This window comes from Streptomyces sp. NRRL WC-3605 (genome assembly GCF_001509795.1).
GTDB classification, from domain to species: domain Bacteria; phylum Actinomycetota; class Actinomycetes; order Streptomycetales; family Streptomycetaceae; genus Streptomyces; species Streptomyces viridochromogenes.
This window is the reverse complement of record NZ_LLZN01000071.1, coordinates 26,876-39,271: the sequence shown is the minus strand read 5'-3', so window position 1 is coordinate 39,271 and position 12,396 is coordinate 26,876. Positions and strand designations below refer to the sequence as shown.

Here is a 12,396-nt window from a genome sequence, read left to right as displayed (position 1 = left end):
TCGTGCCACGGATCGCCACCGACTCTGTCCAGCCAGGAGCGCCGGCCGCAACCGAAAAAGAGCGGCCGACAGCGGACAGGATCCGGCGGAACCGGTCCTTCGCCCCTTCCGTCCCATCGGCATGGACACTCTCGGCACACCCGGTACGCACCAGCGGCGCCTGGCCGCCCTGGCCGCTCTCACCCTGCTCCCGCTCGCCGCGGCCTGCGGCAGCGAGGACGCGGGCAGCGAATCCGTCGGCGCCGGGGCCCGGGCATCCCTCTCCGACGCCCGCTGGGCCGTCGACCAGGTGACCGTGGACGGCCGGAAGAAGGCCGCGCCGGACGGCGCCTGGCTGCGGATCTCCGGTGACGGGAAGGCCGAGGGCAGCCTCGGCTGCAACACCTTCGGGGCCCAGGCAGACTTCAGCGACGGCCACGTCTCCTTCGACGGGATCCGGTCGACGGAGATGGCCTGCGACGGCGTCCCCGCCGGCTTCGAGCAGACCCTCGCCCGCACCCTCGCCGACGGTGACCTGACCACCGAGAAGGACGGCGACAAGCTCACCCTCACCACGAAGGACGGCGACCGCGTGGCGCTCACCCGGCGGGAGGCCGCCCCGCTCAGGGGCACCGAGTGGACCGTGACCAGCCCGGACGCCGACGGCCGCGCCCACCTCACCTTCGACACGAAGACCGGCCAGGTGAGCGGAAGCCTCGGCTGCAACCGGGTGAAGGCCACCGCGACAATCCGCGACGGCAGTATCACGCTCGGCACGGCATCCACCACCCGAATGATGTGCGACACCTCACTCATGACAGCGGAGAAGAAGCTCCTGGGCCTCTTCGACAGCACCGTGAAATACCGCGTCGACGACCGCACCCTCACGCTGACCAGCGAAAACGGCGAGACCGTCCAGGCGGCCGCCGGCAAGTGATCCTTTACCGGCCCGCATCCCCAATTCGGACCAGTGGTCGACCTCGCCTACACTCGGGGACGTGCCACGTGGTGACGGTCGACTCAATCACGATCTGCTCCCCGGCGAGAAAGGCCCCCAGGACGCGTGTGGCGTCTTCGGTGTCTGGGCTCCGGGCGAAGAGGTCGCAAAGCTCACGTACTTCGGGCTCTACGCCCTCCAGCATCGGGGCCAGGAATCCGCGGGAATCGCGGTCAGCAACGGCTCCCAGATCCTCGTCTTCAAGGACATGGGCCTCGTGTCCCAGGTCTTCGACGAGACCTCTCTCGGTTCGCTCCAGGGTCATATCGCGGTCGGACACGCCCGCTACTCGACCACCGGCGCCTCCGTGTGGGAGAACGCCCAGCCGACGTTCCGTGCCACCGGGCACGGCTCGATCGCGCTCGGCCACAACGGCAACCTCGTCAACACCGCCCAGCTCGCCGAGATGGTCGCCGACCTGCCCAAGCAGGAGGGCGGGCGGTCCCCGCGCGTCGCGGCGACCAACGACACCGACCTGCTGACCGCGCTGCTCGCGGCCCAGGTCGACGAGGACGGCAAGCCGCTCACCATCGAGGAGGCGGCCCACGAGGTCCTTCCCCAGGTGCAGGGCGCCTTCAGCCTCGTCTTCATGGACGAGCACACCCTCTACGCCGCCCGTGACCCGCAGGGCATCCGCCCGCTGGTCCTCGGCCGGCTGGAGCGCGGCTGGGTCGCCGCCTCCGAGAGCGCCGCCCTCGACATCGTCGGCGCCAGCTACGTCCGCGAGATCGAGCCCGGCGAGTTCGTCGCCATCGACGAGAACGGACTGCGCACCTCGCGATTCGCGGAAGCGAAGCCCAAGGGCTGTGTCTTCGAGTACGTGTACCTGGCCCGCCCCGACACCGACATCGCCGGCCGCAACGTGTACCTCTCCCGCGTGGAGATGGGCCGCAAGCTGGCGAAGGAGGCCCCGGTCGAGGCCGACCTGGTCATAGCGACCCCGGAGTCGGGCACCCCGGCCGCCATCGGCTACGCCGAGGCGAGCGGCATCCCGTTCGGCGCCGGCCTGGTGAAGAACGCCTACGTCGGCCGGACCTTCATCCAGCCCTCGCAGACCATCCGCCAGCTCGGCATCCGCCTGAAGCTGAACCCGCTCAAGGAAGTCATCAAGGGCAAGCGCCTGGTCGTCGTCGACGACTCGATCGTGCGCGGCAACACCCAGCGCGCCCTGGTCCGCATGCTCCGCGAGGCCGGCGCCGCCGAGGTCCACATCCGGATCTCCTCGCCGCCGGTGAAGTGGCCGTGCTTCTTCGGCATCGACTTCGCCACCCGCGCCGAGCTCATCGCCAACGGCATGACGATCGAGGAGATCGGCACCTCGCTGGGCGCCGACTCCCTGTCGTACATCTCCATCGACGGCATGATCGAGGCGACCACCATCGCCAAGCCGAACCTGTGCCGCGCCTGCTTCGACGGCGAGTACCCGATGGACCTCCCGGACCCGGAGCTGCTCGGCAAGCAGCTCCTGGAGACCGAGCTCGCGGCCGGTACGGCCGCCACGGCTGCCGCCGACGCGATCCGTCGCCCGTAAGCCCCGTAGTTCCCAACCGAAAGATCCCAGGCAATGTCTCCTGTGTCAGATCAGTCGGGCACCACCGGTGCCTCCTACGCGGCGGCGGGCGTCGACATCGAGGCGGGCGACCGCGCGGTCGAGCTGATGAAGGAGTGGGTGAAGAAGGCCCAGCGCCCCGAGGTCCTCGGCGGCCTCGGCGGCTTCGCCGGACTCTTCGACGCCTCCGCCCTCAAGCGCTACGAGCGTCCCCTCCTCGCGTCCGCCACGGACGGCGTCGGCACCAAGGTCGACATCGCGCGCCAGATGGGCGTCTACGACACGATCGGGCACGACCTGGTCGCCATGGTCATGGACGACATCGTGGTGTGCGGCGCCGAGCCGCTGTTCATGACGGACTACATCTGCGTCGGCAAGGTCCACCCCGAGCGGGTCGCCTCGATCGTCAAGGGCATCGCCGAGGGCTGTGTGCTGGCCGGGTGCGCCCTGGTCGGCGGTGAGACGGCCGAGCACCCGGGCCTGCTGGGCGAGGACGACTTCGACGTCGCCGGCGCCGGTACGGGCGTCGTGGAGGCCGACCGGCTGCTCGGCGCGGATCGCATCCGCAAGGGTGACGCCGTGATCGCGATGGCGGCGTCCGGCCTTCACTCGAACGGGTACTCGCTGGTGCGGCACGTCCTGCTGAACCAGGCCGGTCTCGCGCTGGACGCCCGTATCGAGGAGTTCGGCCGCACGCTCGGCGAGGAGCTGCTGGAGCCCACCAAGATCTACTCGCTGGACTGCCTGGCGCTGACCCGGACCACCGAGGTGCACGCCTTCAGCCACATCACCGGTGGCGGTCTTGCCGCCAACCTGGCCCGTGTGATCCCCGACACGCTCCACGCGGTCGTCGACCGGTCCACCTGGACCCCGGCGCCCGTGTTCGACCTCGTCGGCAGGACCGGCCGGGTCGAGCGCCTGGAGCTGGAGAAGACGCTGAACATGGGCGTGGGCATGATGGCGATCGTGCCGGCGGAGTCGGTAGACGCGGCCCTGGCCACGCTGGGCGACCGCGGCGTCGACGCATGGGTGACCGGCGAGATCACGGACCGCGGCGAGCACACGACCGGCGCGGAGCTGGTCGGCGACTACGCGGTCTGAGCGGTGCCTGCCTGAAGACAGCACAGAACCCGGCCGGTGGCAGAGCCACCGACCGGGTGAGTGCTCACTGCATGGTCAAGCGCCGCGACGGTGTTGTGAAGAGGGACCGTCGTCTTCGTCCTCGTCGTCGTCCTCGTAGAGGTCGGCGTATCGAGAGTAGAGATCGTCCTCGTCATCCTCATCGTCCTCGAACGGCTCGCCGTTCGGCGGCTGGCTCGAAGTCGATGCGCCCAGTTCACTGGCCAGACGTGAAAGGTCCGTCCCACCGCTGTTGTACTTCAGCTGGCGGGCGACCTTCGTCTGCTTGGCCTTGGCCCGGCCGCGCCCCATGGCTCGACCCCCTCGGTGACGGGGCTCGACGGCCCCAGAGTCTGACACGCGTTCATGATCCGGAACGGACTCTCCATGGAGAGGCCGATCCGTAGGGCTTCCACGGTACCTGAGCCCGCGCCCATACGGTACGTCGCCCGCAGCAAGCGCGTCTGCCCAGGACCTTCGAGGTGCCCTTTCCTCGCTGGTCAACCGCGATTTTAACCACTTATGGGCGGTCGACCCGCCGGTAGAAGTGAGAGTTCTCTCCAACTGCCCACCGGCGGGTACCGCCCATGGCAGGGCCGGGAGGCCCCGGCCCTCTCCCGGGCGCGCCGGATCAGCGGCCCGCTCGGGCCTCGCGCCCCTCCGAGATCCGCTGCTCGGCGATCCGGTCGGCCGCGGCGGCCGGCGGAATCCCGTCGGCCTTCGCGCGTGCGAATATCGCCAGCGTGGTGTCGAAGATCTTCGCCGCCTTCACCTTGCACCGGTCGAAGTCGAACCCGTGCAGCTCGTCGGCGACCTGGATGACGCCGCCGGCGTTCACCACGTAGTCGGGCGCGTAGAGGATCCCGCGGTCGGCGAGGTCCTTCTCGACACCCGGGTGGGCGAGCTGGTTGTTGGCGGCACCGCACACGATCCCGGCGGTCAGCACCGGCACGGTGTCGTCGTTCAGGGCCCCGCCGAGCGCGCAGGGCGCGTAGATGTCGAGGCCCTCGACGCGGATCAGGGTCGCGGTGTCGGCGACGGCCGTCACCGAGCCCGGGTGGGCCGCGACGATCCGCCCGACGGCGTCCTCGCGCACGTCCGTGATCACGACCTTGGCGCCCTCGGCCACCAGGTGCTCGACCAGGATGTGCCCGACCTTGCCGACGCCCGCGATGCCGACCGTGCGGTCCCGCAGCGACGGGTCGCCCCAGCGGTGCTGCGCGGAGGCGCGCATGCCCTGGTAGACGCCGAAGGCGGTGAGCACCGAGGAGTCGCCGGCGCCGCCGTTCTCCGGGGAGCGCCCGGTCGTCCAGCGGTTCTCGCGCGCCACCACGTCCATGTCGGCCACGTAGGTGCCGACGTCGCACGCGGTGACGTAGCGGCCGCCCAGGGAGGCCACGAACCGGCCGTAGGCCAGCAGCAGCTCCTCGGACTTGATCCGGGCCGGATCACCGATGATCACGGCCTTCCCGCCGCCGTGGTCGAGCCCGGCCATGGCGTTCTTGTACGACATCCCGCGCGCGAGGTTCAGGGCGTCGGCGACGGCCTCCTCCTCGGTCGCGTACGGGTAGAAGCGCGTACCGCCGAGGGCGGGGCCCAGAGCGGTGGAGTGGATGGCGATGACGGCCTTGAGGCCGCTGGCGCGGTCCTGACAGAGCACAACTTGCTCATGACCCCCCTGGTCCGAGTGGAACAGGGTGTGCAGGACGCCGTGTGTTACGTCGGTCACTGTGGTGACTCCTGAGTACGGGCGGCGATCGGAGCGGAGCCCCCTGGGGGTCCCCCGCGCTTGTGGCGCCATGGGAGACGGTGACGGGTGCTCGAGCATGAGATTAGACCTCCGGACGCCCCGTGAACCCGCGGTGCCGGGGATCACCTCCTCCCGGAGTACAGCCGTGCGACGATTTGCATGGATTTCGCGCTCCGCCCCAGGCGGGGTCCACAGGTTTTCCTGGCAGACGGCGGGGGAGGGAGCAGGCGTGCCCAAGGTGTCCTCGGTGATCGTCCCGTATACGACGTACCTGCGGGTGTACGAGCCGCTGGCCGCCTTCCCCGAGCCGGAACGCGGCCACTGGACCCGGTACGCCCGCCGCCCCGACCGTCCCTCGTACCAGGACGAACTGCGCCGCTCCCTGGCCGACTTGCTGCCCACGCCGCCCGTTCCGGTGCCCGTGCACGAGAGCAGCGACGCCTTCGTGCTGGAGGTGGACGGGGTGGTGTGCGTGTGTCCCTGGCGCACCCGGCTGCGCGGCTGGCAGGCGCTCGGGGAGCTGGGCGACGAGCTGCCCAGGCCGGTGCTGGACGCGGTCCTGCCGGAGGTCGTCCGGCGGCAGGCGGCCCTGGACTACGAGCGCTGGCTGGCCCGCAACCCGGACGCGCGGCCGTGGATCCGTACCTCGACGTGGCAGGTGCCGCTGCACTGGTTCGTGCTGGTGTCGGACGGGGAGCGCCGCTTCGACAAGGGCTCCGGCGACGTCCCCCCGATGCTGCGGTACCAGACGCCGATGGTGGAGGCCCGGCGCCGGGTGGCGCGGGCCCTGCGGACGCTGAAGGAGACCGTCGACGAGGGCCCGCTCATCGACGGGCTGCTGGACGTGGGCCGCTGGCTGGAGGAGTTCCACCCGCGTTCGCTGGTGGAACTGGACTACGGCGGCCTGGTGCACGCGCTGCCGGCCGGCGAGCTGGAGGACGACCACTCGGCCGCGGACGTGGCCGAGGGCATCGAGGCCCTGCGGCACGGTGACGGCGAGGCGGCCGGGGAGGCGTACGGGCGTCTCGTGGAGCGCTGGCGGTCGGTACGGGACCGGCGGTCCGCCAACTGAACTCCCCCGCGCGCGGGGCGGTGTGACGTAGGACACGGTCGAGGCCACAGGGTGGCAGGTGGCATCCCCTTTGTAACGAACTGGCGTTTGACGATCCGCCCGTTTTGGGGTTTCGTGCTCGGTCTGAGGTACCTGATGTCTCGTCAACATGGGACGTAAGGCGCGATCCGGGCGTATGCGACTGGATCCAGCCAACTCGTCCAAGCGTGACGGACCGCACGTACACGGCTCTTGCGTCCCTAACCCCTCCTCGTGCCAAAATAGGACAAGGAGTCCGGGGAGGGCTCCGTCTCGACATTGCACGCTTTGGGGGGTCTTGGGACTCCTGCACGCCACTGTGACTGATCGTCACAGTGGCGTGACTGTCCGCTATGGCATGGTCCATCGGCTTCCGTCGCTGATGAACACCTGGAGGGGCAATTCCATCGGTTTGGCCGACGCGGCTGGACAGATGGTGTAGTTGTAGTGCCGAGGACAAGCCGTTCGTCCTATAACCGACTCGACTCGCGTCCGCCATTTCGGGCAACGCGGGTCAAGGTGCAGAATTTAGAGGAAAGAACCGAGAAGGTTCGGTTCTCCCGAGGAGGCCGCTCATGACCGCTCGCACCCCTGATGCCGAGCCGCTGCTGACCCCGGCTGAGGTCGCCACGATGTTCCGCGTCGACCCCAAGACGGTCACGCGGTGGGCGAAGGCCGGGAAGCTCACTTCCATCCGTACGCTCGGCGGACACCGCCGTTACCGCGAGGCTGAGGTCCGCGCTCTGCTCGCGGGCATCCCGCAGCAGCGCAGCGAGGCCTGAACTCTCGCAGAACCGGGCAAACCGGCGGTTCCCCCAACTCGCCGCGGCGCCCGGACCTAGCTCCAAGCGACGCGGGTTCTGCCCCAACAGAGCCCTCGCCCAAGCCGTCAGAGCACTTCGGGCACGCAACAAGGGTGCGTCGTAGATCGCGCTGGACTCCGCCGGGTCCAGCGCGATCTTTTTTGTGCGCCCTCGCGCGCCTGTCCGTGAGGCCGTGCGTGGCCTTGTCGAAGACTGGGGACCGCTGTCGGATCACCTGTGCGACCGGCCCCGGACGGGCACTCGGAGTGGCCGGCGCGACCCGCGGAAGCTGGTGCAATTGCACATATTAAATCGACCCGTTGTAGGCGGGGTGTAAGTGCCGGGGTCCCGCAAACTCATGCGGTGACACCCGTCACATGCCGGGGTGCTTGTTGCCCCTGGTCTATGTGCGCTAAAGGGAGCGACGGGTTCCAGAAGCCGCTGCCACAGCCGGAGTTGACGATCGTCGTGGTCAGGCCGGGGACGGCGTCTCCTCCGGGGCCGGCTCGTCCGTGGCCGGCCGGACGGTGCCGGGCGTGTCGTAGGTCCCGGGAGCGCCGGACCCGTTGTCGAGGGCCAGACGCAGCAGCCGGTGGCAGATCGGACAGTGCCGGGTCAGATGTCGGTAGGAGGAGGCGGCCGACAGGTGTGCGCGGAGCAGGGCCCGCGTCTCGTGCCTGGTCGATGCCGCCATACGCCACCTCCACCGGGGGCCAGCCGAAAAGGGCCCTGAGATCTGGGTACCGAGCGAATGTGACTCCGTCAAGGCGGCGTGGGCGGCCCGCGATCCCGGCGCCGCCCCAGAAGCCCCCCGCGCCCCTCTGGGCCCTCCAGGCAGGCTCAGAAGCCCGAAGGAGTGCCGCGGCGGCCGTACGCGCCCATGAGAAAGGCCCGCCCCCTCGACGGGGACGGGCCTTCACTTGCGGTCCTGACGGGATTTGAACCCGCGGCCTCCACCTTGACAGGGTGGCGAGCACTCCAAACTGCTCCACAGGACCTGGGGGCCCCGCCCAGGCCCTTAAGGCACTGGGGGAGTTGCGGCGCCATTCGTGCGTTGCGCTGCGAGAAGAGACTGTACAGGAGGGTGAGCCCCGGGTCGAACTCACCCTCCGTGCGCGGTCCGTCACGGCGCCAGCGCGTCGATCGCCTTCACGATCCGCTTGTCGGAGATCGGGTACGCCGTCCCCAGCGCGTGCGCGAAATAGCTGACCCGGAGCTCCTCCAGCATCCAGCGGACGTCCAGCACCGCCTGCGGCACCGGACGGCCCTGCGGCATCTGCTCCAGCAGCCAGGCGTACTCGTCCCGCATCTCGTGGACCTTCTCCATGCGCGTCGTGTCGCGCTGGACGTTCGTCGGCATCTGCTGCAGCCGGCGGTCCACCGCGATCAGGTAGCGCATCAGGTCGGGCAGCCGGCGCAGCCCCGCATCGGTCACGAAGCCGGGCTTCACGAGGGCGTCCAGCTGGGCCCGCACATCCGCGAGGTTCGGCAGCAGAGCGGGGCTGCGCACGCCCTTCAGACGCCGCTCGGCGGCCTGCCAGGCGGCCAGTACCTGCTGCACCTGCCCCACCGCGCGCACCGTCGTGTCCACGATCTCCGCGCGCACCTTGTCGTACAGCTTCCGGTACGACTCCTCGTCCCACGCCGGGCCGCCGAAGTCACCGATCAGCTTGTCCGCCGCCGCCATGGCGCAGTCGTCGAACAGCGCCTGGATCGACCCGTGCGGATTCGCCGACAGACCGAGCTTCTGAGCGTTCGTCAGCTTTTCGGATGCGAACTTCGCCGGGTTGACCGGGATGTTGCGCAGGATCAGCCGCCGGGTGCCCTTCCACATCGCCTGCTGCTGCTCCGCCTCCGAGTCGAACAGCCGCACGGAGACCGTGTCGCCGTCGTCCACGAGTGCCGGGTACGCCTTCACCGGCTGCCCGGCCCGCCGTGTCTCGAAGACCCGGGTGAGCGTGCCGATCGTCCAGTCCGTCAGGCCCGAACGCTCCAGCGACTCCCCGCCCTGCCGGGACGCCGTCGCCGCGGCGGCCTGCGAGAGCGCCTTGCGCGCCTTCGGCTTCAGGCGCAGCTGCAGGGCCTCCAGGTCCTTGTCCTCGGCCAGCTTGCGGCGCCGCTCGTCGACGATGCGGAACGTCACGCGCAGATGCTCGGGCACCTTCGCCCAGTCGAAGTCGTCCGCGGTGAACGGCACCCCGACCATCCGCTTCAGCTCGCGGGCCATCGTCACCGTCAGCGGCTCCTGCCCGGGGACGGCCGTGTCCAGGAACCGCTTCGCGAAGTTCGGCGCCGGCACGTAGTTGCGCCGGATCGGCTTCGGCAGGGAACGGATCAGCTCCGTCACCAACTCCTCGCGCAGACCCGGGATCTGCCAGTCGAAGCCCTCCGCCGTGACCTGGTTGAGGACCTGGAGCGGGATGTGGACGGTCACACCGTCCGCGTCCGCGCCCGGCTCGAACTGGTAGGTCACCCGGAACTTCAGCTGCCCCTGCCGCCACGAGTCCGGATAGTCGGCCTTCGTGACCGCCTCCGCCGACTCCCGGATCAGCATCTCCCGCTCGAAGTCCAGGAAGTCGGGCTGCTCCTGCCGCTTGCGCTTCCACCACGAGTCGAAGTGCGCCCCCGACACGACGTGCTCGGGGACCTTCTCGTCGTAGAAGTCGAACAGCGTCTCGTCGTCGACCACGATGTCCCGGCGCCGGGCGCGGTGCTCCAGCTCCTCGACCTCGCTGAGCAGCCGGCGGTTGTCGGCGAAGAACTTGTGGTGCGTGCGCCAGTCACCCTCCACCAGCGCGTTGCGGATGAACAGCTCCCGGCTGGCCTCCGGATCGATCCGGCCGTAGTTCACCTTGCGCTGCGCCACGATCGGGACGCCGTACAGCGTGACCTTCTCGTACGCCATCACGGCCGCCTGGTCCTTCTCCCAGTGCGGTTCGCTGTACGTCCGCTTCAGCAGGTGCCCGGCCAGCGGCTCCACCCACTCCGGCTCGATCTTCGCGTTGACCCGCGCCCACAGCCGGGACGTCTCCACCAGCTCGGCCGACATCACGAACCGCGGCGGTTTCCTGAACAGGGCCGACCCGGGGAAGATCGCGAACTTGGCGTTGCGGGCACCCAGGTACTCGTTGCGTCCGCCGTCCTTGCGCGCCCCCGGAGCGGCGTCCTTGGACTCCTTCACGTCCTTCATCCCGATGTGGGAGAGGAGACCGGCGAGGAGGGAGACGTGGATGCGGTCCGCGGGCGCGTCGTCCTCGGCGAGACGGATGCCCATCTGCTTGGCCACGGTCCGCAGCTGCGTGTAGATGTCCTGCCACTCGCGGATCCGCAGGAAGTTCAGGTACTCCTGCTTGCACATGCGGCGGAACGACGACGAGCCGCGCTCGCGCTGCTGCTCACGGATGTAGCGCCACAGGTTCAGATAGGCGAGGAAGTCGCTCGTCTCGTCCTTGAACCGGGCGTGCTGCTGGTCGGCCTGCGCCTGCTTGTCCGCCGGGCGCTCGCGCGGGTCCTGGATGGACAGCGCGGCCGCTATGACCATGACCTCCCGGACACAGCCGTTGCGGTCGGCCTCCAGGACCATCCGGGCGAGGCGCGGGTCCACCGGGAGCTGGGCGAGCTTGCGGCCTGTGTCGGTGAGCCGCTTGCGGGGGTCCTTCTGCGCCGGGTCCAGCGCCCCCAGCTCCTGCAGGAGCTGCACGCCGTCACGGATGTTGCGGTGGTCCGGCGGGTCGATGAACGGGAACTTCTCGATGTCGCCGAGACCGGCCGCGGTCATCTGCAGGATGACCGAAGCCAGGTTGGTGCGCAGGATCTCCGCGTCGGTGAACTCCGGGCGGGCGTTGAAGTCGTCCTCGGAGTACAGCCGGATGCAGATGCCGTCGGAGGTACGGCCGCAGCGGCCCTTGCGCTGGTTGGCGCTGGCCTGCGAGATGGCCTCGATGGGCAGCCGCTGCACCTTGGTGCGGTGGCTGTAGCGCGAGATCCGGGCGAAGCCGGGGTCGATCACGTACTTGATGCCGGGGACGGTCAGCGAGGTCTCGGCCACGTTGGTCGCCAGAACGATCCTGCGCCCGGTGTGCTGCTGGAACACCCGGTGCTGCTCGGCGTGCGAGAGCCGCGCGTACAGCGGCAGGACCTCCGTGAACCGGTACTTCTTCTTCTCCAGCGCGTCCGCGGTGTCCCGGATCTCCCGCTCACCCGAGAGGAAGACGAGGATGTCGCCCTTCCCCTCGCCCATCAGCTCCTCGACCGCGTCCGTGATCGCCGTGATCTGATCGCGGTCGGCGTCCTCGGAGTCCTCCTCCAGCAGCGGCCGGTAACGCACCTCCACCGGATACGTACGGCCGCTGACCTCGACGATCGGGGCGTCGCCGAAGTGCCGCGAGAACCGCTCCGGGTCGATGGTCGCCGAGGTGATGACGACCTTGAGGTCCGGCCGCTTCGGCAGCAGCTGGGCGAGGTACCCCAGCAGGAAGTCGATGTTGAGGGACCGCTCGTGGGCCTCGTCGATGATGATCGTGTCGTAGGCGCGCAGCTCGCGGTCCGTCTGGATCTCGGCGAGCAGGATGCCGTCCGTCATCAGCTTGACGAAGGTCCCCTCCGGGTTCACCTGGTCGGTGAACCGCACCTTCCAGCCGACCGCCTCACCCAGCGGTGTGTCCAGCTCCTCCGCCACCCGCTCGGCGACCGTGCGCGCGGCGATCCGGCGGGGCTGCGTGTGCCCGATCATGCCGCGGACACCGCGGCCCAGCTCCAGGCAGATCTTCGGGATCTGCGTCGTCTTGCCGGAACCGGTCTCACCGGCCACGATCACGACCTGGTGGTCGCGGATCGCGGCGGCGATCTCGTCCTTCTTCTGGCTGACCGGCAGCTGCTCCGGGTACGAGACCGCGGGCACACGGGCGCGCCGCGCGGCGACGCGCTCCTCGCCCTTGGCGATCTCCCCCTCGATCTCGGCGAGCACGGCGGCTCGCGCCTCGGGCTTACGGATCTTGCGGGCGCCCTCCAGCCGCCGGCCGAGGCGCTGCGCGTCACGCAGTGAGAGCTCGGTCAGACGGGGGGCGAGGGCGCCGAGGGCGGGGGCGGGGTGCGTGGACATACGCGATC

At 69.7% G+C, this 12,396-nt stretch carries 9 protein-coding genes and 1 tRNA gene; 5 read left to right on the top strand and 5 right to left on the bottom strand.

Translation table 11 applies throughout. The features are described 5' to 3' along the window. The first annotated feature begins 121 nt into the window (after positions 1-121). The 3 genes from ADL34_RS24150 to purM all read left to right on the top strand — a co-directional run bounded on the left by ADL34_RS24150 (position 122) and on the right by purM (position 3,626). Positions 122-916 (top strand): META domain-containing protein, encoded by a 795-nt coding sequence (locus tag ADL34_RS24150; RefSeq protein ID WP_062673359.1) that lies wholly within the window; start codon positions 122-124, stop codon positions 914-916. Between the two features lie 61 nt (positions 917-977). Beyond that, complete coding sequence (gene purF, locus ADL34_RS24145; protein ID WP_055624923.1) at positions 978-2,507, top strand: amidophosphoribosyltransferase; 1,530 nt, start codon at positions 978-980, stop codon at positions 2,505-2,507. A 33-nt stretch (positions 2,508-2,540) separates the two neighbouring features. After that, entirely contained in the window at positions 2,541-3,626 is a 1,086-nt protein-coding gene (gene purM / locus ADL34_RS24140) for a phosphoribosylformylglycinamidine cyclo-ligase (RefSeq protein ID WP_062673357.1), read from the top strand. Positions 3,627-3,701: 75 nt separating this feature from the next. Here the strand turns inward: purM and ADL34_RS24135 are convergent, their stop codons facing one another. Together ADL34_RS24135 and ADL34_RS24130 are read right to left on the bottom strand one after the other, a co-directional pair. Beyond that, a complete protein-coding gene (locus ADL34_RS24135; protein WP_062673355.1) occupies positions 3,702-3,956 on the bottom strand; it encodes a DUF3073 domain-containing protein in 255 nt (84 codons plus the stop codon). A gap of 319 nt (positions 3,957-4,275) precedes the next feature. Then, positions 4,276-5,373 (bottom strand): Leu/Phe/Val dehydrogenase, encoded by a 1,098-nt coding sequence (locus tag ADL34_RS24130; protein ID WP_062673353.1) that lies wholly within the window; start codon positions 5,371-5,373, stop codon positions 4,276-4,278. A 250-nt stretch (positions 5,374-5,623) separates the two neighbouring features. Here ADL34_RS24130 and ADL34_RS24125 point away from each other — a divergent pair, with 250 nt between their 5' ends. Then, a complete protein-coding gene (locus ADL34_RS24125; protein WP_062673351.1) occupies positions 5,624-6,466 on the top strand; it encodes a hypothetical protein in 843 nt (280 codons plus the stop codon). Positions 6,467-7,059: 593 nt separating this feature from the next. Beyond that, positions 7,060-7,266 carry a developmental transcriptional regulator BldC gene (bldC, locus tag ADL34_RS24120; RefSeq protein ID WP_003949541.1) on the top strand — a complete coding sequence of 69 codons (207 nt, stop codon included), beginning with the start codon at positions 7,060-7,062 and terminating at the stop codon, positions 7,264-7,266. Positions 7,267-7,759: 493 nt separating this feature from the next. On the opposite strand, the gene ADL34_RS24115 is transcribed toward bldC, so the two are convergent. The 3 genes from ADL34_RS24115 to hrpA all read right to left on the bottom strand — a co-directional run bounded on the left by ADL34_RS24115 (position 7,760) and on the right by hrpA (position 12,388). Beyond that, on the bottom strand, positions 7,760-7,981 hold the full coding sequence (locus tag ADL34_RS24115) for a DUF6274 family protein (RefSeq protein ID WP_062673349.1): 222 nt from the start codon (positions 7,979-7,981) through the stop codon (positions 7,760-7,762). A 229-nt stretch (positions 7,982-8,210) separates the two neighbouring features. Further along, positions 8,211-8,285: transfer RNA gene (locus ADL34_RS24110), tRNA-Asp, on the bottom strand. Between the two features lie 125 nt (positions 8,286-8,410). Further along, positions 8,411-12,388 (bottom strand): ATP-dependent RNA helicase HrpA, encoded by a 3,978-nt coding sequence (hrpA, locus tag ADL34_RS24105; protein WP_062673347.1) that lies wholly within the window; start codon positions 12,386-12,388, stop codon positions 8,411-8,413. Positions 12,389-12,396: the final 8 nt, after the last annotated feature.